The sequence below is a fragment of the Pseudoalteromonas sp. P1-16-1b genome (genome assembly GCF_001401785.1).
GTDB classification, from domain to species: domain Bacteria; phylum Pseudomonadota; class Gammaproteobacteria; order Enterobacterales; family Alteromonadaceae; genus Pseudoalteromonas; species Pseudoalteromonas undina.
In genome coordinates this window covers 35,751-58,678 of the sequence record NZ_LKGQ01000024.1, presented here as the reverse complement: position 1 = coordinate 58,678, position 22,928 = coordinate 35,751, and the positions used below count along the sequence as shown (strand labels likewise).

Annotated in this window: 23 protein-coding genes; 5 read left to right on the top strand and 18 right to left on the bottom strand. The window is 39.2% G+C overall.

The features are described from left to right. Positions 1-163: 163 nt before the first annotated feature. The gene (locus tag AN392_RS15300; RefSeq protein ID WP_008113183.1) at positions 164-646 is read right to left on the bottom strand and encodes a YajQ family cyclic di-GMP-binding protein; all 483 of its coding nucleotides are present in this window, start codon (positions 644-646) and stop codon (positions 164-166) included. Positions 647-797: 151 nt separating this feature from the next. On the opposite strand from AN392_RS15300, the gene AN392_RS15295 reads away from it, so the two are divergent. Continuing rightward, positions 798-1,148 (top strand): VanZ family protein, encoded by a 351-nt coding sequence (locus AN392_RS15295; RefSeq protein WP_008466003.1) that lies wholly within the window; start codon positions 798-800, stop codon positions 1,146-1,148. Beyond that, on the top strand, positions 1,141-2,043 hold the full coding sequence (locus tag AN392_RS15290) for a ketopantoate reductase family protein (protein WP_055013193.1): 903 nt from the start codon (positions 1,141-1,143) through the stop codon (positions 2,041-2,043). Before AN392_RS15295 ends, AN392_RS15290 begins: the two co-directional genes overlap by 8 nt. Positions 2,044-2,069: 26 nt before the next feature. Here the strand turns inward: AN392_RS15290 and thiI are convergent, their stop codons facing one another. Beyond that, the gene (gene thiI / locus AN392_RS15285; RefSeq protein WP_055013192.1) at positions 2,070-3,527 is read right to left on the bottom strand and encodes a tRNA uracil 4-sulfurtransferase ThiI; all 1,458 of its coding nucleotides are present in this window, start codon (positions 3,525-3,527) and stop codon (positions 2,070-2,072) included. A 100-nt stretch (positions 3,528-3,627) separates the two neighbouring features. Then, positions 3,628-4,281 carry a TetR/AcrR family transcriptional regulator gene (locus AN392_RS15280; protein ID WP_055013191.1) on the bottom strand — a complete coding sequence of 218 codons (654 nt, stop codon included), beginning with the start codon at positions 4,279-4,281 and terminating at the stop codon, positions 3,628-3,630. Between the two features lie 177 nt (positions 4,282-4,458). On the opposite strand from AN392_RS15280, the gene coaD reads away from it, so the two are divergent. Beyond that, on the top strand, positions 4,459-4,950 hold the full coding sequence (coaD, locus tag AN392_RS15275) for a pantetheine-phosphate adenylyltransferase (protein WP_024601870.1): 492 nt from the start codon (positions 4,459-4,461) through the stop codon (positions 4,948-4,950). Between the two features lie 20 nt (positions 4,951-4,970). Here coaD and AN392_RS15270 read toward each other — a convergent pair whose 3' ends face one another. From AN392_RS15270 to argC, 9 genes are all read right to left on the bottom strand, one after another. After that, positions 4,971-5,492 carry a hypothetical protein gene (locus AN392_RS15270; protein WP_055013190.1) on the bottom strand — a complete coding sequence of 174 codons (522 nt, stop codon included), beginning with the start codon at positions 5,490-5,492 and terminating at the stop codon, positions 4,971-4,973. Beyond that, complete coding sequence (locus AN392_RS15265) at positions 5,492-6,001, bottom strand: hypothetical protein (RefSeq protein WP_055013189.1); 510 nt, start codon at positions 5,999-6,001, stop codon at positions 5,492-5,494. The genes AN392_RS15270 and AN392_RS15265 overlap by 1 nt, the downstream gene beginning before the upstream one ends. A gap of 504 nt (positions 6,002-6,505) precedes the next feature. After that, complete coding sequence (locus AN392_RS15255; RefSeq protein ID WP_055013187.1) at positions 6,506-7,039, bottom strand: hypothetical protein; 534 nt, start codon at positions 7,037-7,039, stop codon at positions 6,506-6,508. Between the two features lie 15 nt (positions 7,040-7,054). Next, positions 7,055-7,252 (bottom strand): hypothetical protein, encoded by a 198-nt coding sequence (locus AN392_RS15250; RefSeq protein WP_055013186.1) that lies wholly within the window; start codon positions 7,250-7,252, stop codon positions 7,055-7,057. 250 nt (positions 7,253-7,502) lie between these two features. After that, complete coding sequence (gene argH, locus AN392_RS15245) at positions 7,503-9,368, bottom strand: argininosuccinate lyase (RefSeq protein WP_055013185.1); 1,866 nt, start codon at positions 9,366-9,368, stop codon at positions 7,503-7,505. Positions 9,369-9,420: 52 nt separating this feature from the next. Continuing rightward, positions 9,421-10,623, bottom strand: coding sequence for an argininosuccinate synthase (locus tag AN392_RS15240; RefSeq protein WP_055013184.1), 1,203 nt, complete (start codon positions 10,621-10,623; stop codon positions 9,421-9,423). Further along, positions 10,620-11,552, bottom strand: a complete 933-nt coding sequence (locus AN392_RS15235; RefSeq protein ID WP_055013183.1) for an ornithine carbamoyltransferase — start codon at positions 11,550-11,552, stop codon at positions 10,620-10,622. The genes AN392_RS15240 and AN392_RS15235 overlap by 4 nt, the downstream gene beginning before the upstream one ends. Positions 11,553-11,559: 7 nt before the next feature. After that, positions 11,560-12,327, bottom strand: a complete 768-nt coding sequence (gene argB / locus AN392_RS15230; RefSeq protein WP_054201992.1) for an acetylglutamate kinase — start codon at positions 12,325-12,327, stop codon at positions 11,560-11,562. Further along, entirely contained in the window at positions 12,324-13,337 is a 1,014-nt protein-coding gene (gene argC / locus AN392_RS15225; RefSeq protein WP_055013182.1) for an N-acetyl-gamma-glutamyl-phosphate reductase, read from the bottom strand. The genes argB and argC overlap by 4 nt, the downstream gene beginning before the upstream one ends. 221 nt (positions 13,338-13,558) lie before the next feature. Between argC and argE the strand changes: the two genes are divergently transcribed. After that, positions 13,559-14,704: an acetylornithine deacetylase gene (gene argE, locus AN392_RS15220; RefSeq protein ID WP_055013181.1), complete on the top strand. Its 1,146-nt coding sequence runs from the start codon at positions 13,559-13,561 to the stop codon at positions 14,702-14,704. Between the two features lie 49 nt (positions 14,705-14,753). Here argE and panP read toward each other — a convergent pair whose 3' ends face one another. Continuing rightward, positions 14,754-16,379, bottom strand: a complete 1,626-nt coding sequence (gene panP / locus AN392_RS15215; RefSeq protein ID WP_010391026.1) for a pyridoxal-dependent aspartate 1-decarboxylase PanP — start codon at positions 16,377-16,379, stop codon at positions 14,754-14,756. Positions 16,380-16,638: 259 nt separating this feature from the next. Between panP and AN392_RS15210 the strand changes: the two genes are divergently transcribed. Continuing rightward, entirely contained in the window at positions 16,639-18,507 is a 1,869-nt protein-coding gene (locus AN392_RS15210) for a GGDEF domain-containing protein (protein ID WP_055013180.1), read from the top strand. On the opposite strand, the gene AN392_RS15205 is transcribed toward AN392_RS15210, so the two are convergent. From AN392_RS15205 to mpl, 5 genes are read right to left on the bottom strand one after another with little or no spacing between them, the layout of a single operon-like run. Then, a complete protein-coding gene (locus AN392_RS15205) occupies positions 18,504-19,175 on the bottom strand; it encodes a tRNA (guanosine(46)-N(7))-methyltransferase TrmB (protein ID WP_033104026.1) in 672 nt (223 codons plus the stop codon). The genes AN392_RS15210 and AN392_RS15205 overlap by 4 nt on opposite strands. Further along, positions 19,175-19,942, bottom strand: a complete 768-nt coding sequence (locus AN392_RS15200) for an ABC transporter permease (protein ID WP_010391022.1) — start codon at positions 19,940-19,942, stop codon at positions 19,175-19,177. The genes AN392_RS15205 and AN392_RS15200 overlap by 1 nt, the downstream gene beginning before the upstream one ends. Then, entirely contained in the window at positions 19,943-20,872 is a 930-nt protein-coding gene (locus AN392_RS15195; protein ID WP_055013179.1) for an ABC transporter ATP-binding protein, read from the bottom strand. It lies immediately after the preceding gene. After that, positions 20,869-21,492, bottom strand: coding sequence for a flavin prenyltransferase UbiX (locus tag AN392_RS15190; protein ID WP_055013178.1), 624 nt, complete (start codon positions 21,490-21,492; stop codon positions 20,869-20,871). The genes AN392_RS15195 and AN392_RS15190 overlap by 4 nt, the downstream gene beginning before the upstream one ends. Before the next feature lies 1 nt (position 21,493). Further along, positions 21,494-22,849, bottom strand: a complete 1,356-nt coding sequence (gene mpl / locus AN392_RS15185) for a UDP-N-acetylmuramate:L-alanyl-gamma-D-glutamyl-meso-diaminopimelate ligase (protein WP_055013177.1) — start codon at positions 22,847-22,849, stop codon at positions 21,494-21,496. Between the last annotated feature and the right edge of the window lie 79 nt (positions 22,850-22,928).

Sequence of the window (22,928 nt, the reverse complement as noted above, 5' to 3'; positions counted from 1 at the left end):
GGTTCGGGGTTCGGGGTTCGGGGTTCGGGGTTCGGGGTTCGGGGTTCGGGGTTCGGTAATTATCATAGATTCAAAAATAAAAAAGCCAAACAATATAGCGTGTTTGGCTAAATACATGTTGCTTTGAACTAAGCGCCTATAGTGCCTAGCTCGAAACAATAAATTAATCGCGGAAGTTTTTAAACTGAAATGGCTGACCTAAATCGGCAGTGCGTACAACTTGCATAGCAGCTTGTAAGTCATCACGCTTTTTGCCCGTTACGCGTACTTCTTCGCCTTGAATAGCCGCTTGCACTTTTACTTTAGAATCTTTAATGGCTTTTACTACTTTTTTAGCCATATCTTTTTCGATACCCTGCTTTAGTGCAACGTTACGAAAAACATTTTTGCCTGCGCGAGAAATCTCTTGTAGTTCTAGGCTCGCAACGTCCATTCCACGCTTAGAAACTTTCCCAGCTAAAATATCAAACAACTGCATAACCTGAGCATCTGCTTCAGCTTTTAATTTAATTGTTTTATCGTTTAATTCAATTGAGGCATCGACCCCTCTAAAATCAAATCGTGTCTCTAATTCACGATTGGCATTATCAACCGCGTTTTGTGCTTCGTTCATTTCTACTTCAGATACAATATCAAATGAAGGCATGATGTTCTCCTAACTAGCTAATCTTAATTTTATGCGGCAATTATAACGTTAAAATGATAAATCTTTACACTTTTCTGCATCTTGTTCAGGTGCGATACTAATTTAGTTTGATATACTGAGGCTTCTTTTTTATACGATTTTAGGATTCTTCGTGACGAGGCGTGTTTACCAAGCTATTTTTTTGATTAGTATTGTCGCATTTACCTTCTTATTTGCTAAAGAGGTAAAAGGCGCTGCAAACTTATTTCCGCATGTAGATAAAGTGGCGCATTTTGGTATTTTCTTTTTACTTGCCATTATTATGGATAAAGCCTTTAAACTACCTTTATATGCACAAATATTACTGTTAGCCGGTTATGGTGCCGCAATAGAAATTATGCAAGATAGCCTTCCTTACAGACAAGCATCACTGGCCGATTTTGTTGCCGATTTTATTGGTGCGGCAAGCTATTTTTTAGCTAAAGCCCTATTAACACTGCGTAAAAAGAAGCATTATGGCTAACTTACTCGTTGTTGGTGATGGTGCTATAGGCTTGTTATTTAGTCATTTCTTAGCTAAATATCACACAGTTTATGTTCTTACCAAAAAGGGCACAGTCAATACGCGCTTTTATAGCTGTGGTGATGCTCCTTCGGAAAAAATTAACGCTACTTTCATCTCACAACAGCAATTAGCTCAAGCTCCTGAATTTGAAATTGTTTTATTCACTGTTAAAGCGTTTGCAGTGCAACAAGCCTACGCCCAAGTAAAACCTTTTCTAGGCAAGAGTACTCATATTGTATTAAGCCATAATGGCATGGGTAATGTTGAACAATTAAATGAACAGTTAACAAAGCAGCAGTCGTTGTACTTTTTAACCACCAGCATGGCTGGGTTCAAATCAAACCCTAATATTGTGCAGCATACCGGAAATGGGCAAAGTGTATTAGGGGGCTGTAATCAACTAGCTATGCAAAATATTCAACAGCTTAGTGTACAATTACACACTATTCCGCAATTAATTGTCAGCAACAATATTGAGCAACTGCGGTTTGAAAAGCTACTGGTTAATATTGCTATAAACCCATTAACCGCTCTGTACAATATAAAAAACGGCCAGTTGCGTGCGCCACAGTTCAATAGCTCAATTATTAATTTATTAACTGAAGCGTGCCACACTGCGACCGCGCTTAAACTTAATATTAAGCTTATTGATGCCCTCGAGCGCGCCTATAAGGTGATGAGTTTAACCGCAGAGAATTACTCATCTATGCATCAAGACGTTTTGCATAATAGGCAAACTGAGATCATGGCAATTTGTGGTTATATTAGTGAACAAGGCAAGCAACATAATATTGCGACCCCGTATAACGACGCTTTACTCGCTGAAATTTTGGCAAAAAAAAGCGCGGAATAAATCCGCGCTTTTAAAATATTTAGCCATTAACGACGATAGACTTTTACAGTGGTAAAGCCTTCTTCGTGAAGAATAAGCGCTTGTAACTGGCTCATTACCCCTTTTTGACAATATAAGTAATAGTCTTTATCTTTAGGTAAATCACCAAACTTAGTTGCTAAACGGAAAAACGGTAAATGAATAACTTCAATACCATCAATTTCAAGCGGAGCGACATCTTCTTCCTCAGGTGAGCGAATATCAACAACAACCGCTCCCTCTGGTAACTCTGTAACTGACTCAGCTTCTTTAAGCTCTTGCTTAGCTTCAACATCGATATCGCGCACATCCATAACACGGGCGTTATCAATAACGGTATCTAATACGTCAAAATCAAACTTCTCTTCTTCTGCTTTAATGACTTCAATTTTGGCTTTAACCGTCGGCTTTTTAGAGATCACACCACAGTATTCAGGCATCGTCTCAGCCATTTCTGCAGTACCTATTTGGCGCGCTATATTAATGATCTCTTGCTTATCATGTTGGATAAGTGGGCGTAAAATCAGCGTCTCGGTTACACGGTCAATCACGCTTAAATTAGCTAAGGTTTGGCTAGACACCTGACCTATACTTTCACCCGTTACCAAAGCTTGAATATTTAGTTTTTCAGCAACGGCACTACCCGCTCGCATCATCATACGTTTAAGCACAACACCCATTTGGCTGTTCTCAACGTTTTCTAAAATTTCAGCAACAACCGGTTCAAAATCAACAGTAATAAACTTAACTTTATGTGTAGAGCTGTATTGTTTCCATAGATAGTAGCTCGCTTGCTTAACCCCAATTTCATGGGCAGCACCACCTAAGTTAAAGAATAAAAAGTGTGTACGAGCGCCTTTACGGATCATCTGATAACTGGCAACGCCAGAATCAAATCCACCAGACATAAGCGATAATACATCGTCTTGTGTTGGCAGTGGAAAGCCCGCCATTCCTAAATGGGTTTGCGTCACTATGTAGGCTTTTTCGTCTTTAATTTCTAAACGAATTGTTACCTCAGGGCGGCTTAGCTTTACTCGAGCTCCTTCAACATGTTGATTAAGCCCGCCACCAACGTAGCGCTCTAATTCAGTTGAAGTAAAATCATGTTGACCTATGCGCTTAGCACGTACACAAAAGGTTTTACCAATAATAGTGTGGCCAACTAACGCAATGGTTTTTTGATAGATGTCATCAAGGGTTTTAAAGTCTGTTTCGGTTACTTCAATAAACTGTACGATGCCAGGAATGCGCTGCAAGCTATCAATAAAATCAAGGCGAGTTTGAGCATCATCTAGTTTTGTAACAACTGAAATATTATCCCAGTTATTACGTACTTGTACTTTTTCGTCAACACGACGCAATACAATTTTAATGTTATTTTCTAACACTTTGGTAAAGCGTTTACGGACTGAACGGCTTTTGATGGCTATTTCAGGGTGAAGTTTGACGATAAATTTAAGCATAGTTCAACTCTTAGACTGCGGGAATTCGCGCACCCAGGCATTGGGCGCGGCGAATTATAGCAAAAAATTTAACGCCTAGGAACTAACCAACTCAACAGGCTTAAGGATTCTGGGGGGCAGCATTTGCTAAAAGTGCGTACTTGTCTCTTAACTGATTAATTTTATTTGCGCTTTTTTCTGTACTGTAAGCCTTAAATAAAGTCAGTACTTTTACAATGCCAGGGTAAATATCTTGCTCAACCAGCACACCACTTAGTCTTCTTGCTTTCATATAGGGTGTCCAAAAGCTGACTGTTAATTTTAGTGTATGAGCAAGCTCGATGGCATCTTGTTCATCAATGGCAATAATTTCACTATCCCGCAAGGCCAAAATAATGTTGCGTACTTGCTCAAGTAGCTCCTGCTGAAAATCAATGTAACCCTGCTTTAAATGGCTATCGCGAGCGAGAATATCACCAAGATTGTCGTAAAAAAAATGATAGCGCCACATTAATTCAAACAAAGAATCTAAATAAGGGCCAAGATGACTAAATGCATCATCGCCTTTATCAACTGGCTTAAAGTGAGTACTTAAATGATCACGATAAAGTGCAAATATATGGCGAATAATGTCTTCTTTATTTTTAAAGTGGTAGTAAAGATTACCCGGACTCATGCCTAAACTCGATGCAATATGATTAGTTGATATTGCTCTTTCACCATGTTCATTAAACAATGAAATACTGGTTTGAATTATTTTATCCTTGGTATTCATATACTCATTACTCAATTTTCGAAAATACGATGCTGCATTAAAACAATCCGCTAGTATAAACAAATAGTCAGCGTTAAAACAATCAAGGCATGAAGTTCTTCACAATTTACTTACAAGGCTGCTTTGCACACTAAACACTGCTACACTACGGCTAAAAATAATAACACAGTAAATATTATGAAAGTGACCGCAATCTACCCAGGCACATTTGACCCTCTTACCAACGGCCACACTGATTTAATTCAGCGTGCGGCTAAAATGTTCGATACCGTTATTGTTGCTATTGCTCATAACCCGAGTAAAAAACCGTGTTTTACTTTAGAAGAACGCGTTGATTTAGCAAATGAAATTTTAAGCCATTTAGATAATGTAAAAGTCATTGGCTTTTCAGGGCTACTCGCAGATCTGGCTCGCGACCATAATGCAAATGTATTGATTAGAGGCATAAGAGCGGTTTCTGATTTTGATTACGAGTTTCAGCTCGCGAATATGAACCGCCGTTTAAACCCTGATTTAGAAAGCGTATTTTTAACGCCCGCCGAGCGTAATACCTTTATATCATCAACGCTAGTAAAAGAAGTAGCACGCCATAACGGCGATGTGAGTGAGTTTGTTGACACCATAGTAATGAAGGCGCTGCAATCAAGACTGGGGAAAACCAAGCATTAAACACAACACCTAGCGTATCATTACATTGCGCTAGGTAGCTTCGCTCTTGCTAGAAACAGAACGTTCTTAAGCCTCACTAAGCCCAAAAAATCTTTATTGATAAATAGTGCCAAGGCCATTATAAAATCAAAGAGAATAACGCCAAACCCGTATACAGCCCAAAACCACCAGTAATCAATGTTCCCTTTAACTTGAACATCATAATGCATCCCCAAAAATAAACAGGTATTAACTCCCAACCCCAGAATTAAGTAATAAAAAGCAATAGGCGTGTTTTGCAACGTTATTTTTCGCCACAAAAAAAGTATCAAAATAGTTGTGAGATCAAATATGAAATAATCTTTATACGTAGAAGTTTCGAGGCTTAAAAATGCACTTAGAAAATACGAGATCATCATTATAAATGAAATATGCAGTAAGCTTTTATCTTGTTTATTAATGCTCGAAGAAAGGTTAAATAGAAAAGCGATTAAAAATAGCCACAATATAAAATTACCTAAATTCTCGCCAACTTTAACAAGTAGCCATAATAGATCCGTCATTATAGGCTTTTAAACTCAGCGCGAGATCTAAATAAACGACCTTTAAGTTTCATTAGCCCTAAAAAGTCTTTATTGATAAAGAAAACAGCTATCATCATGAAATCCATCAGATTAATTCCCAAAGAATAAAATGACCAGAACCACCATGGTGAGCTGTTACTAAAAACAAGTACATCCAGATGCATGCCAAAAAATAACAGTGAGTTTATGCTTAGCCCTAATAATAGATAAGAAGATATAATGCTTTTACTTAAGAAGTTACTTACAACCAAAATAACTAAAATAGTCATTAGGTCGAAAAGTAAGAGTTGCATGTAAGAAATATTTTGAATATCAATAAACAAGCTTGAAGAATATGAAACTGACATAATTAGCGACAGCCATAATGCCTCTTTTTTGGGTTTATTTATACTCGTTACTAATGAGTATAAAAAAGCCATTAAAAAACCCCATTGAACAAATGCACCTAGGTAAAGCGATACATATGGGTTGAGCAAGAAGTCATCCATTTGAAACACCGCTTTTATCTATTAGTGTTATGGTCTTTGTATATCGATTTATATTTTTGGGATCTAGGTTTATTACCAAAGAAGCTATCATTAATATGTCAATTAAATTTATAGAAATAGAGTAAAAACTCCAAAACCACCACTCTTGAGTATTCCCAAGAATATATAAATCATAATAAATAAAACCAACTAATACACTATTTATGGTTAAGCCTGTAATGATGAGATATGCAGGTAAAGAGGGAGTGACTAAAGCTTTTTTAATCGCAAGAATAATAAAAGCAATGGTTAAAAAATCGTAAAATATCCAATTGAGATAAACATGTTTTACTATGTATAAATAATCACTTAATACATATGAGCACAGCATTATTACAGCTAAATATAGGGAGGATTTATATGGCGTATTGATACTTTTAACTAAACAATACAGAAAAGCCATTAAAAAGCCCCACTGAATGAATGCGCTTACATATTCACCAAGGGTATAGCTTATATACATGTTTATGAAAAATTGTTTTCAGGTTGAATATTTGAGCCTTTGAAGAATTTGTTTTTTAATTTATGAAGACCAAGGAAGTCTCTATCTACAATTAGAACAATGATCATAATTAAATCAATAAGATTAACTGTAAATGTGTAAACATCCCAAAAAAACCAAGGTTCTTGATTCTTATATACATACATATCTAAATACATACATAAAAAGAAAATAGAATTTATCGATAGCCCCAGAACTAAATATAAAAAAGAAGGTGTTGTTTTTCTGATAAAAATATAAACTAAGATCAGGCCTGCAATCGTTGCAAAGTCATATAAAGCCCAATCAAGATACAGTGTGTTTTGAATAGACAACCAAGTAAAGAAGTAATCAGATAAGGTATAAGATACCATCATCACAAATGAACTGAGCAATAGGGTTGTACCTCTTTTTACTTCTAAAGTGTATACAAACACATTAAAGAAAAAAGCCATTAAGAAACCCCACATCAAAAAAGCGGATAGGGAGAACAACCCAAAAAACTCAGTTAAAAACATCAAAGACCTTAATTATCACTTTGGTTTGACAGGAACAACAATAGCACCGCCTCGCTGAAGATCTGCACCTGCAGCATTCATTGCCTCTTGAGAGATACTTACTGTATCAGATTGTAGGGTTTTAGGGCTAGCAGTTTGTTCCATTGCAGGCTTTAATTGTTGCGTTTTATTGTATGCTTGCATTTGTACTTGGCTGTTCGCTGAAATTTGCATGTGATTAATCCTTTTGAGTATTAAATTTATTATTGGCGCAAATTTAAATCACACCACCTGAAGCAGTTACTAAATAACTGCAGTAACGCATTGCCTACGTTGTTTAATTGACTCAACAACACGCTACAGAATAATAAAAGCAAACGATATGCCAACTTTAAATTAATAGTATATTAATTAAAAAATTATTTTATTTTACTCAAAAAAAAACGCATCGGGGTCACCGTGCGTTTTTTATCCTAGGGATTGCTCAAGCCACGTTTTTACAGGGGATCTCCATGCTATTACTTGGCTTTAACATATATTCCATTGCGACTTCATCACAGTTTTCTTTGCGTAAACATAGCTCGCAATCTTTCATTACTTTTTCAGGTAGGCTCTCTTTATTACAGAAACTAAACCGCTGATTTTCGAAAAAGTCAGGTACACGAGTCAGAACAATGACACGATTAAGTGCCAATTTTTTGGCTTTCACTAATAAGTGTTCAACCAGTTCTCGTCCCTGCCCCGTTACTGCGCTTTTAGGATCAATACCTAATGAACGTATTTCAGCTAATCCTGTGTCGTAAATGTATAATGAAGCACAACCCGATACCTGACCGTCTATCTCAGTTACGGCAAACTCATTAATTGAGTGCACCATATCACTTTTAGCTCGCGGTAAGTTTTCGCCGACTGTTGCCCAGTGCTGTACGAGTTTAGCAATTGCTTCTACGTCATCTAAGTTGGCATCACGAACCGTTATTTGCTGTTTTTTTTTCGCGTCTTTCACCGCTTTGCTTACTTGCTCTAGTGATGTACCGCCAAGCGCTTGGCGTGCTTTTATACAGGCGTCAATTTCAAGTACCGGATACACGTCATCTTCAAACACTGGATTTACTGATTTATACTGCTCTAGTGAAAGCTCCTCTAACGTTTTACCTTCACTAATAGCTAATTGCACCAACACCCCAACAATATGATGCCCTTCTCTGAACGGCACTCCTTTAGCGACTAAGTAATCAGCAAGTTCGGTTGCATTCGCGTGGCCACCTTTTGCCGCTGCAAGGGTTTTATCTGCTTTCACTTTTATACCTTTGATACACGCTTGTGCCATATGAATACACGCAAGCCATGTTGGCATGGCATCAAAAATGCCTTCTTTGTCTTCTTGCATATCTTTATTGTAAGCAAGTGGCAGTGCTTTTAAGGTCATCATCATTGCGCTAAACGCACCAAACACCCGGCCAGTTTTACCACGAATTAGCTCTAATGCATCTGGGTTTTTTTTCTGTGGCATTAAAGATGAACCCGAGGTCACATTATCGGCCAGTTCAATAAAGCCAGCTTCGCCTGAGTTATAAAAAATCAGGTCTTCAGACATCCGCGATAAGTGGATCATAGAAATAGACGCGCAGCTTAATAGCTCAACCACAAAATCACGATCAGATACGCCATCTAAACTATTCTTAGTCGCGCCAGTAAATCCTAGCCCTTGTGCAAGTGCATGGCGGTCAATCGGGTATGCAGTGCCTGCAAGAGCGCCACTGCCGAGTGGGCAATAATTCATTCGTGCTTGGGCATCTTGTAATCGACTTTCATCACGCTCAAGCATTTCTACATAAGCCATACACCAATGGCTAAATAACACCGGTTGTGCACGTTGTAAGTGGGTATAACCTGGTAATATTGTGCCAAGCTCACGTTCAGCTAAGCCAATAAACTCAGCTTTAAGTTGCGCAATTGCTTTTAAAATATGATCGGCGGTATCGCGGCACCAGAGTCTAAAGTCGGTAGCAACTTGGTCGTTACGGCTTCGGCCTGTGTGTAACTTTTTAGCTAAATCACCTACTTTTTCAATTAGTGCAGCTTCAACATGCGAGTGAATATCCTCTGCACCTGAGGTAGCTACAGCCATTGGGTCTGCTTTTACCTCTTCAAGTAACTCATAAAGTGCCGATACCAGCTTTTTGTGCTCATCACTAGATAACACGCTTACTTGTTCAAGTGCACCAGCCCATGCAACAGAGCCAATTATATCTTGCTCTGCTAATTGATAATCGAAGGGAAGTGAATCGTTAAACTGTTTAAACGCTTCATCTGGACCCGTAGAAAAACGTCCGCCCCATAATGCCATGAAATTTCTCCAAACCCGATAATAGCCCCTTAATTCCAAGGGGCATAAAAAATTACTTTTTAGCTAATGCTGAAATTCTGCTTGATAGCGAGAATAAACGAATAAAGCCTTCTGCGTGCGATTGGTCATAAACATCGTCTTCACCAAAGGTAGCAAAATCTTCGCTGTATAAGCTATTAGGTGATCTTTTCTGAACCGCTGTCACTTGACCTTTATAAAGCTTAAGTACCACTTCACCCGTTGCTAGTGTAGACAGCGCTTCTGCACCGGCTAAGATAGAATCTTTTAGCGGCGTAAACCAACGACCGTCGTAGACTAAGTGTGAAAATTCACCACCGAGTACTTCTTTCCATTTACGGCTCGCTTTATCAAGTACTAACTCATCAATAGCTTGCAGCGCTGCCATGATCACAGTACCGCCTGGCGTTTCATAACAACCACGCGATTTCATGCCAACTAAACGGTTTTCTACAATATCGACACGGCCCACACCATGAGGTGATGCAATATCGTTTAATTTAACTAAACAATCATAAGGTTTAAGCTCTTCGCCATTTACAGCAACTACTTCACCTTCAACAACCGATAAAGTGACGTGTTCAGCTTTATCAGGTGCTTGCTCTGGTGAATTAGTCCAGGTCCATACTTGCTCACTTGGTTCACACCAAGGGTCTTCAAGTTCACCGCCTTCGTGAGAAATATGCCATGCGTTAGCATCACGACTGTAAATTTTAGTTGCTGACGCAGAACATGGAATGTCACGTTCAGCTAGGTAATCAAGCAATGATTCACGGCTTGATAAATCCCACTCACGCCATGGCGCAATCACTTTTAAATCAGGTGCGAGTGCGGCAAAACATGACTCAAAACGTACTTGGTCGTTACCTTTACCCGTACAGCCATGAGAAAGTGCATCGGCACCTACTTTACGTGCAATTTCAACTTGCGCTTTAGCAATGATTGGACGCGCCATAGAGGTACCAAGTAAATAAGTCCCTTCATATATAGAACCCGTTTTAAGCGTTGGGTAAATATAATCGCTTACCATCTCATCTTTTAAATCAACCACGTAACACTCAGATGCACCAGACGCTATAGCTTTAGCTTCTACGCCTTCAAGTTCTTCAGCGCCTTGGCCAACATCGGCAACAAAGGCAATAACTTCACAGCCGTAGTTCTCTTTTAACCATGGCACGATAGCCGATGTATCAAGACCACCTGAATAGGCTAAAACGACTTTTTTAATTGAACTCATAGGTGTTCCTTAACAAAATTTGGATTTAACAATGTAACTAATAGCGCATTTTGCGCATGCATGCGGTTTTCTGCTTGCTGTATAATTTTTGATGCAGGGCCATCCATTACCTCAGAAGTAATTTCAAACTCACGGTGTGCCGGTTGGCAATGTAATACCGTAGTTGCACCGGTTTTTTCTAACAATGCCTGGTTTAATTGATAAGGCATGTATTTTTCTTTTACTTGCTCAAGAGGAGTTGTATCCCCCATTGATACCCAGGTATCGGCGTAAACAACATTAGCGCCAACTGCAGCCTCAACCCTGTCACTTACCATGACAGAAGCGCCATTCATCGATGCTATTTGCTCTGCTTTTTTAAGCACTTGCGAATCAGGTGAGCTGCCTTTTGGTGTTACAGCGACAAAGTCTGTTCCTAAAGTAGCGGCTAATAGCATTAATGAGTGCGTTACATTATTGCCCTCACCTAGATAGGCAAGCTTTAACTGGCTAACATCACCATGTACTTCTTGTAGCGTTAAAAAATCAGCTAATGCTTGGCATGGGTGATATAAATCACACAAACTATTAATAACAGGAACGGATGAATACTCACCGAGTGTCGTTAACGTACTGTGCTGATTAACCCGCGCAACAATCCCGTCTGCCCAAGTCGAAATATTTAAGGCAAAATCTTTTATTGATTCACGGGCGCCCATTGCACCATTTTGTTGGTCAAGGTAAACCGCATGGCCCCCTAAACGGTTTATACCAATATCAAATGAAAGGCGAGTACGTAAACTTTGCTTTTCAAACAAAGTAACCACTGACTTACCAGCTAGTACTTGGCTATATTTACTCGGGCTTTCTTTAATATCTTGCGCTAACTTTAATAAATTTAGTGCGCCTTGTTGGTCTAATTCTAGACCCGTTAAAAAATCTTTAAACATGTTCAACCTATGGTGTTACTTTAGTTCCGACATGCTCGCCTTGCAGCAAAGCAGTTAAGTTTTCTGGCTTTTGCCAGCTGGAAATGTACACACCGCGTCGTAAATGTTGGGCAGCGTGAAGACTGGTCTTAACTTTGACCTCCATCCCGCCCACAATTACTCCCTCTGCAATTAAAGTATCAATGTGTTTTGTGTCAAGTTGATGTAAAGGCTGCTTATTGGCATCAAGTACCGCCTCTACGTCTGTCATAAAAATAAGTTCTGCATTTAAATTATTAGCCATTGCGGCGGCTGCTTCATCGGCATTAACGTTGTATAACAAGCCCTGCTCATCAAAGCCGATAGAACTGATGATTGGTAACCGGCCAGCACTGAGTAAATCATTAATAATAGAATCAGCATTGTTGTGACATTGACCTACTTGACCCAATGCTTTTAATTTTTGCGAGGCGGTGATCCCTGCTTCATATAAACTTAACCCCACCGGCTTATGACCAACACTAATTGCTTGCGCCATGAGTTGTTTGTTTGCCGCACCCGCAAGGGCTCCAACAATATAAGGCATCTGTTCTTTAGGGCTAATACGTAAACCTTGGTGTTTAGCACTGGCAAAACCAGCCTCTTTTAACCAGCTATCAACTAATGAGCCACCACCATGCACAATCACAAACTGAGCATCATCTTGCTCGTTGAGTATTTCAAATAATGCTTTAGCGGCATTTTCAGTATTGAGTACTGCACCACCGAGTTTAATAACCCACGTTTTACTGCTCATCTAAACGCTCCTATTAGACCTGTAGTGTGGGGAAGCCCCATTGATAAATTAATACATTGCAAGGCCTGACCAGCTGCCCCTTTTAATAAGTTGTCAATTGCTGCCATTACTATTAACTGTGAGCCTTGCTGCTGCCACGCAATATCTACATAAGGTTGTTTGGCCACCCCTTTAATCGAAGGGATTTTGCTGCCAAGCAAACGAATTAATGGCTCATCAGCCAATACTTGATAAGCTTTAGCTACTTGCTCACAGGCCACACCCGGCTTTAATTGCACATAAATAGTTTCTAAAATACCGCGCGGGAAATTACCTAAATGAGGAGTAAATAACACCTCATGACCTAGGTGCTGTTGTATTTCAGGCCCGTGACGGTGATTAAACAAACCATAGGGTGCAAGTGATACCTCACAAAAATGCGTACCGATGCTGGCTTTTCGCCCTGCGCCAGTTACGCCAGAAACCGCATTAATAATAATTTTTTCATCACTCAACAAGCACGCTTGTTGAAGAGGCTTTAATGCATTTAATGCAGCCGTTGGATAGCAGCCAGCAACAGCAATTAACTGAGCATCAGTAATGGCTTTACTATTCCATTCAGCAAGACCATAAGCCGCTTGATTAAGTAGTTCTGGATGTTGGTGTTCAAAACCATAATAAGTAACGTAATCATCATTACTTGCAAGACGATAGCCACCGGAAAGGTCAAATACCTTTTTGCCCATCGCTAAAAACTGAGGCGCTAAATCCACACTTACTTTATGATCGGTGCACAGACAAACGTAATCTGCTGAATGAGTGATATCAGCAAGTGCATGTTCATTTAGTGGCTGCAGAGGTAAATCAAGTAATCCTAAATGCTCAGGATACAATTCACTAAGCAATTTATGTTTATCTAAACTTTGCGCTGATACATAACAACCAGTTAGCGAAAGAGTTGGATGTTTTGCTACTAAGCTAGCCAGTTCTGCGCCGCTGTAACCGCTGGCACCTATAATTACTACGTTCATTATTTACTCTTTATCTAAAATTAGTGACCACATTCCATGTTGTTTGTTTACACTAGGGTATAACCCAGCCAAACAGATTAAATTTATGAGTGATAACTATCGTCGTATTATTTTCATGGCGTAACTTTAATATATTTATGCTTAAAAAGTGAATTGATATTCATCATAAATACTTTTATATTGTTATGCAATTAAAATGAATACTTATTTTGGAACTTTTTATGTCTCTGCCGTCATTTATTTCGATGTACCAGCAATTGATTGCTGCCCCCTCTATCAGTGCCATTGAAGATCATTTATGTATGAGTAATAAAAGTGTCATTGAACTCCTAGCGCAATGGTGTCAAAGCTTAGGTTTTACCTGTGAAATAATAGAGTTAGAAGGCAACAAAGGTCGCTACAACTTATTAGCAAAACGCGGTCAAGGCGACGGCGGTTTAATGCTGGCAGGTCACACTGATACGGTGCCATTTGATGATAGTCGTTGGAATCACAACCCATTTAAATTAACTGAGCGAGATAACAAACTATTTGGCTTAGGTAGCATTGATATGAAAGGTTTTTTTGCTTTTGTACTGCAGGCTATTAGTGAGCTTGATGAAAAGCAACAAACACAACCAATTTTAATATTAGCCACCGCAGACGAAGAAACCACTATGGCTGGCGCACAACAAATCTGTAAGCACCCAAATTTAAAGCCAAGTCGCTGTATTATTGGTGAACCTACTGATATGACGCCAGTATTTACTCATAAAGGTCATATGAGTACAGCAATAAGAGTTGTCGGCCGTTCAGGACATAGCTCAGATCCCGAACGGGGTCTTAACGCCATCGAAGTGATGCATAAAGTGATTACAAAATTGCTAATCTTAAAAGAACAACTTGAGAATAAATATTCAATAAATCACTTTGAAATTCCTCACCCAACGCTCAATTTAGGTAATATTCATGGGGGCGATAATGCAAATCGGATTTGCGGTTGCTGTGAAATGCACATTGATATACGCCCTCTTCCTGGCTTAAGTGTACAAGAGCTGCAAGCATTGCTGCTTGATGCAACCTACGATATAAATCAGCAATACCCTAATTCGGTCAGTGTGATTGATTTACATGAGCCAATTCCAGCATTTACAGGAAGCACAGACAGCGCGTTAGTTAAACTAGCCGAAAATATAGCAGGGCAAAAAGCGGTGGCTGTTAATTACTGTACTGAGGCACCATTTATACAACAACTGGGTTGTGAAACCATCGTCATGGGACCGGGTTCAATTAACCAAGCGCATCAGCCCGATGAATATTTAGCGATGGAAAAAATAAAGCCTTCGCAACAAATTATCAGCAACCTCATAAAGGCGAGTTGCTTTTAATCAGTAACAAAAAAGACGCTATTAAGCGTCTTTTTTATAGCATTTATGGTTACATATATTTTCGTAAATACTTTTTAAATACAGGGTCGGTTTGAGCTAGTTCTTTCTGCTCTTCTAATATCTCTTTTAATATTGCACCTGATGTAAGCGGATTCGCAAGCACCACTCTAAATACCACGGTTGGTTGGTTATCATATTGAACTGGCGTTAAACGTGTACGCGATACAAACGAGCGACCTGATTCACGTTGACGTTTTTGCATGCTTGCAGTAAAACGATTAAGCGCGGCAAAGATATCTAAACGGGTTTGTGCGTCGGCCTGTGCTATCGCATTTTTAATTTGCTTAGGGACATAACGATAAGTTAGCAAACATAGCTCAGGTTCTGATATTAATTCAAAGTCTTCATCTGCTTTTATCAAATCAGCAAAGTAACGTGCTTTTTTAATACTGCGATCGATAAGCATTTCATAGCCTTTACGACCAATAACACGTAAGCAAGCATGCACTAACATCGCCATACCAGGGCGGCTTCCCTCAAGGGTATGGCTGCCTAAATCTTTAGAGCCTTTACGTAAAATATACTCAGCATGGTGTTCGATGGCATCAGTTGCTGCAGGGTCTTTAAACAGCACCAAACCTGCCCCCATCGGTACATACATTTGTTTATGCGCATCAATGGTGATTGAATCTGCATGCTCAATACCTTTTAAAAGGTGCCTATGGGTATTAGAGAGTAAAGTAGCTCCGCCCCACGCCGCATCAACATGAAAGTGGCAATTAATCTCTTGTGCTAAATTAGCCATGTCTTCAAGTGGATCGATATTACCAGTTTCAGTCGTTCCGGCTACACCAATAATTGCCATCACTTTAATGCCTTGCGCTTCAAGCTCTAGCGCTTTTTCTCGCATAGCAGCTACATCAACTTTATTATCAGCCGATGTTTTAATACCAATTAAATTCTCACGGCCAATACCTAATAAATCAACCGATTTGCCTAATGAGTAATGACCTCGCTCAGAGATTAAAACCGCCAGTCCTTTGTAACCATAGTGGAGCATTCCCGCCACTAAACCTTGTGCAGCAATGCCTTTAAAGTTGCCATCCGCTTTCAATAAGCGGTTGCGGGCAATCCAAAGTGCTGTAATGTTAGCTACTGTGCCACCAGAGCAAAATGCTCCTAAAGAGGTTTTTGCACTGTGCATCCATTTAGAATAAAAGCCATCATTTTGTCCATAAGCTAAATGATGCATCATTCCTAAAACTTGACGCTCTAATGGGGTAAACGCTTTTGAGGTTTCTATTTTTACAAGGTTTTGATTTAGCCCAACCATTAATTTCGATAACGGCAGTAAAAAATGTGGCAGAGCAGATGTCATGTGACCAATAAAGCTTGGCGCTGCGGTATGTACAGAATGAGCAACCAGCTGCTCCATAATATCTTGGGCATAGCAAGACACAAACGTTGGCTCTTCAGGGATAGCCGCCGATTGAAAATCTTTTTCTATTTCATGTAATGGTTTTTCAATTGCCGCGATATTTTCGTTTAAGAAACCTGCTAAATTACTCGAAATTTCAAGCTCTATTTTGCTCAAAGTTGAGTCAGGGGCCTCTGGAACGGTAAATATCCGTTTGAGGCTTTCTTTAGAGGCGACGGCACAACGCTTTTGATCCATCTTCATACCTAGTGTGTGACTAAAACACCTGTTAGTTTGTAAAACACGCTAATTTAAGGTGTTTTTAAGCAACGGCATTTCTAAAAAATTGCGCTAACTTTACTGCAATATGACAAAAATGTCTCGTTTTAAGCCATAAAAGACAATACAAAATAGATAACATTTCACTATTTTTTATATTTAGTACAAAGGGTAATTAAAATATTGGGCATTTATAATTTTTAAGTATAATAAATCTAACAAAAAATAAGGATGTTACATGCTAAAAGGAAATCTAAAATTAACTCGGTTGGCGCTCGGTACCGTCTTTTTTTTAGTCAGCTTAATAATCTACAGTTACTACACCTACACTGCCATCAATAATGATGTGATACGCAGCATTGATAATCGTTTATTAAATGCAGCCACCAGCGTAAAGTACATTTTAGGTAGTGATTATCACGATAAAGTAGCGCAAGAAATTAGCTTTTCAAGCTATCAAAATAAAGCCGACCAGCTTTCGGCATTGGCCAATGATTTAAATATAGATTATTTATATTCAATGGTACTGATTGATGAAAATGTTTATTTTACTGCCTCTAGCTACACTCAAGATGATCAAAATAACGGTAAAGTTACTCAGTTTTTAGATCTTTATCCCGAAGCCACGCCAATAACTATGGCTGCATTTTTATCAACGGCCCCTATTTTTGAAACCTCAACAGCGCATCGCGGCCATTCTAAAACAGTATATATTCCTCATCTGGCAAAAAATGGCAGAACCTATATTACAGCTGCAGATATTAGCGTTGATAAAATTAGCAATGCGTTAAAAACAGACTTATATCAATCTATGTTTCATTTTTGCTGCGTAATTATTATTTTATTAATAGTTTATACTCTTTATTACTATGGAGTACGTCGTTCATTAATGAGCGACCATGCAAGCGGATTCGAAAATCATATTGCCTTAGAAAAACGGCTAAAAAAAAGCAATGAACATCATTTACAAATTGCGATTATTTTAGTGAACGAAATTGATAATATCAGCCGTTTTTTTGGCACAAAAACAGCCGATGAAGTGATGAAAAAACTGCTCACTCACTTTAAGCAGCAAGCCCGTTTGCACGCACGTATTTATCGTATTGCAACTAATAAACTCGCTATTTTGACTGATAAAGAAACTCCCTTTGATGAGCTATATAGCATCATACAATCGCATAATAAAAATATACCGTTTTTAAATCAGCCTTTTATTTATATTACACTTAACGCTGGTGTAGCTAGAGGCAATAAGTCATTACTGCTTAAGAATGCTCATATTGCGTTACTGCAATCTAAGCAGGGCGATCAGAGCATAGTTAACTACTGTGAGGCAATTAATGACGCTAAATCTCTATATTTATATAATGTTGAAATAGCAAAAGAAATTCGTGAAGCATTTGATGCTCATCGTGTTGTTCCTTACTTTCAGCCGGTTATAAATACTCATACCGATGAAGTTATTAGGTATGATTGCTCACCGAGAATAGTCACTTCACAAGGGGAGATTTTAACCCCTGATACCTTTGCAAATGCACTAAATAGACTGCGTATGAATGGCATGTTAACCCATGCACTGTTTACTCAATGTGTTTCACGTTTTCGTAAATCAGCAATTTGTTGGGAGTTAACGCTGTGCGCTGAAAACATTGCAGATCCCACTATTTATGATCATATTGCGTATGAGCTTCATCGCTACCCTAATCCTGAAAACATTACTATTTCGATTTTAGAGTCGCAGGTTATTTCACATTACTATGAAATAAAGTCATTTATCGCAATGGTAAAAAGTAAGGGGGCAAAGGTGGTGATGCACTGCTGGGGTAATGAGTTTATTAATACTCTTAATACTTTAAAAGTGGAGGTTGATGGTATAAAACTCGATGGTGCAATCACAAAGCAGCTATTAAATGATGCAAATACGTCGCTATTTATATCCTACATCACTGATATAGCCCAGCAGCTTGAACTTGAATTGGTTGTTGAAGCGGTAGAAAGTAATACGGTTGCAGAGTTACTCAGCCAACTAAATGTGACGCTGATGCAAGGTAGTTTCCTTGGCAAACCAACGCCACATGTTACTGACTTTAAAAAAGCAATGAATTAGTTATTAATATTAATGGCTAGTCGGTGGCTTTGCTGACCACTGGCCCAGTACTTACGCTCAAAAGGAGTAATTGCTTCATCTGATTCAAACAACGCGGTTTGACAAGGATACCCAGCTAACTCGAGCGCTCTGGCGAACTCTTTAACATAGATATCCCAGTTACTGCGCACTTCAAGCAAACCACCTAATTTAACAATAAAGGGGAAGATAGCCGCCCCATGCCAGCGCCGCTGAATGTGCTTAGACTTAGGCCACGGGTTTGGATATAGCAAATAATGATGAGTAGGCCGCCAATTAGCAGCGACAGCTAAACGCCAAAAATCATTTAAGTCAGCTTGCACCAAAATGTATTGACCACTCTCAGTTTGTTTATACTCAACATCATGCTTATCAAGTCGGTGAGATGACTTATCAATGCCCACAACTAACGCATCAGGATGACGTTTCGCTAAATTAGCAGTGCTTTCGCCAACGCCACAACAGGAGTCTAGAATAAGCGGTCCATCAAAGGCTTGCACCTTAGCATTAACTTCATCAAATGCGGTTTGAGTATGCGCTGCAATTGGCTTTTTAAACTCGGCTTGTAAGTGTTTATTAACTATTTCATCAAGCTTTTCATGAAGTCCCGCTTGATTAGATACAATACTACGTGAATTTGCATCGCTCATTAGTGTCTTAACCCCACACCTTTTTTAATTAGCGTCAGTGCTAAAGTAAATAATACGCTGATAAACACCAACAACACCGCAATCGCAACCGTTAAATCAACATCAGAAACGCCTAAGAATCCGTATCTGAATGCGTTAACCATATAAATAATAGGATTTATTTGCGACACCATTTGCCAAAAATCAGGCAGTAAAGTGATTGAGTAAAACACTCCGCCTAAATAAGTTAGAGGCGTTAAAATAAAGGTCGGAATAATGCTTATGTCATCAAAGCTGTTTGCATAAATAGCGTTGATTAATCCGCCCAAGGCAAACACCGCCGAGGTAAGAATAACAGTGGCTATAATCACAAAAATATTATGTATTTGTATATCTACAAAAAATAAAGAAACGCACGTTACAATAAAGCCGACCATAATGCCACGGGTCATGCCTCCGCCCATATAACCCAACACAATGATGTAATTAGGCACAGGTGCAACCAATAACTCTTCAATACTTTTTTGAAACTTAGTTGAGTAAAAGCTCGAAGCCACATTCGAGTAAGAGTTTGTTATAACTGACATCATAATAAGGCCAGGAACAATAAACTCCATGTAACTAAAGCCGCCCATATCGCCAATACGCGAGCCTATTAAATTTCCAAAAATAACAAAATATAAGCTCATAGTAATCGCAGGCGGTACTAAGGTTTGCACCCAAATACGCAAAAAACGAATACACTCTTTAATCCAAATACTTTTTAAGGCTACGCCATATTTAAACATTTATTCGCCCCGCCCTTGCTCTAATAAACCTACAAATAATTCTTCTAATCGATTTGCTTTATTACGCATGCTTAGCACAGTATTTCCTTGTTCGGTTAACGCGCTAAATACAGCATTGAGCCCTTGTGATTTAGCCACTTCAACTTCAATGGTGTGCTCATCAGTCATAGTGAAATTATACCCCTCAAGCGTCACCGGTTTGGTAGGCTGTTTTAAATCCAATACAAAGGTTTCTTTGTCTAATTTAGCTAACAAGGCTTTTATGGTGGTGTTTTCAACTATGCGACCGGTATCAATTATAGCGATGTTTTTACACAGTAATTCGGCTTCTTCAAGGTAGTGAGTGGTTAAAATAATGGTCACACCTTGTTCGTTAATTTGCCTTAAAAAGTCCCACATTGAGCGGCGCAGCTCTATATCAACGCCCGCTGTTGGTTCATCTAAAATAAGTAACTTTGGTTCATGCATTAAGGCGCGTGCAATCATCAAACGACGCTTCATACCACCAGAAAGGGTACGCGCTTGCTTATCTTTTTTCTCAAGTAACCCTAGCTGTGCTAAGTACTTGTCAGCACGTTTGTGCGCTTCGCCGCGCGGTACACCATAATAACCTGCTTGATTAACGAGTATTTGGCTTAGGGTTTCAAACTGGCTAAAGTTAAACTCTTGCGGCACTAAACCTAAGTTAGCTTTCGCTGCTTCTAGGTCGGTATCAATATCATGACCAAATACTTCAACTTTACCTTTGGTCTTATTAACTAAAGAAGATATCACCCCAATAGTGGTTGATTTACCCGCCCCATTTGGACCAAGCAGTGCAAAAAAGTCACCTTCATGCACTTGTAAATCAACGCCTTTTACTGCCTCAACCCCATTTTTGTAAACCTTGGTAAGGCCTTCAATATTTAAAGCAATGTTTTGCTTATTCATTTCTTACCCTCACCATAACCCCAGCGCTTTGTGAGATTATGTTCAATATTTAAATGATCTAAAATTCGCGCCACCATAAAATCAACTAAGTCTTCTATGCTTTGTGGTTGATGATAAAAACCAGGTGCAGCGGGCATGATAGTGACCCCTAAACGCGACAATTTAAGCATATTTTCTAAGTGAATTTCGCTAAACGGAGTTTCTCGAGGGACTAAAATAAGTTGACCTCGCTCTTTTATCACCACATCGGCAGCGCGCTCTAATAAGTTATCTGATGCGCCGACTGCAATCGCAGACACAGACCCGGCACTACATGGACATACTATCATTTTTTTCGGTGCTGCTGAGCCCGAAGCCACCGGACTGAACCAGTTATCTTTGCCAAATACCTTTAATTGTTCAGGCTTGGCGTTAAATAATGCACTTAACTGCTCGGTAGCTTTATCTTCATTCCCTGATAGCTTTATATTGGACTCGGTATCAAAAACTACGCGCGCGGCACTTGAGATAAGCACATACACTTGAAATTGTTGTTCAAGTAACACTTCCAACAGCCTTAACCCATATGGTGCGCCTGATGCGCCACTAAATGCTAAGGTAATTGTATCTTTAAATTGCACATTATTCTCCGCTGTATTTATCGGTCAAACCATCAACAAGTTGCTGATGAAGACCATTAAAACCACCATTACTCATAATTAAAACATGTTGATTTGGCTCAACATTCTCAAGCACTGTATCAATAATAGCGGTTGTAGAATCAAAGCACTGCATACCCGCTTTGTCAGCTTGCTCTTTAAGTGACCAGTTTAAATTTTCTGGTTCAAATAACAGCACATCATCTGCATCGCGAAGTGAATCGAGAAGTGTAAATTGATGCACTCCCATTTTCATGGTGTTAGAGCGCGGCTCTAAAATCGCAATAATTTTTTCATCGCCCACTTTAGCACGCAGCCCAGCAAGCGTTGTTTGTATTGCCGTTGGGTGATGGGCAAAATCGTCATACACTTTAATATGATTAATATCTGCTTTAAGCTCCATCCGCCTTTTTGGGCTGATAAACTCGCCCAAAGCTTCAATACTGTGCTCTATTGCAATTCCCACATGGCGTGCTGCTGCAATAGCCATAATGGCATTTTTAACGTTATGCTCACCAATCGCTTGCCAACTAACAACGCCTTGTAACTGCCTATTTAGTAAAACATTAAATTGAGAACCATCGGCTTTGAGTAATTCATAACTCCAATCATCACCTAATGTTTCGCTCTCGCTCCACAACCCTTTTGCAATCACATCGCTCAGTGCTTCATCATTTTTTGGCCAAAGCACTTTGCCGCTTTGCGGTAGTGTACGTATCAAATGGTGAAATTGTTTTTTAATTGCGTTTAAATCTTCAAAAATATCAGCATGATCAAATTCAAGATTATTTAAAATAAGTGTTCGAGGTAAATAATGAACAAACTTACTGCGTTTATCAAAAAAGGCCGTGTCGTACTCATCGGCTTCTATAACAAAAAATGGCGTTTGCCCAACTCGCGCAGAAAGACCAAAGTTTTGTACAATTCCGCCAATTAAAAAGCCCGGTTTTAAACCCGCATATTCAAGTATCCACGCCAACATACTGGCGGTGGTTGTTTTACCATGAGTTCCTGCCACAGCCAGCACCCACGAATCTTGTAGTAAGTTATGTTTTAGCCACTCAGGTCCTGAGGTATAAGGCAGGCTGTTATCGAGTACATATTCAACACACGGGTTACCACGGCTCATAGCATTACCAATAACAACGATATCTGGAGCTGGCTCTAGTTGAGATACGTCATAGCCCTGTGTTAGTTCAATACCCAGTTCTTGTAGCTGAGTACTCATTGGTGGGTAAACGTTTTGATCTGACCCAGTAACGTGGTGACCCAATGATTTTGCTATAGCGGCAATACCACCCATAAATGTGCCACAAATACCCAAAATATGTATATGCATTTACTATCCTTTCATCCTGCGCGGAGTTTGCTCTAGGGCAAAATTTAATGGCGCTATAATGCCAAAATTTAGCTTAAGT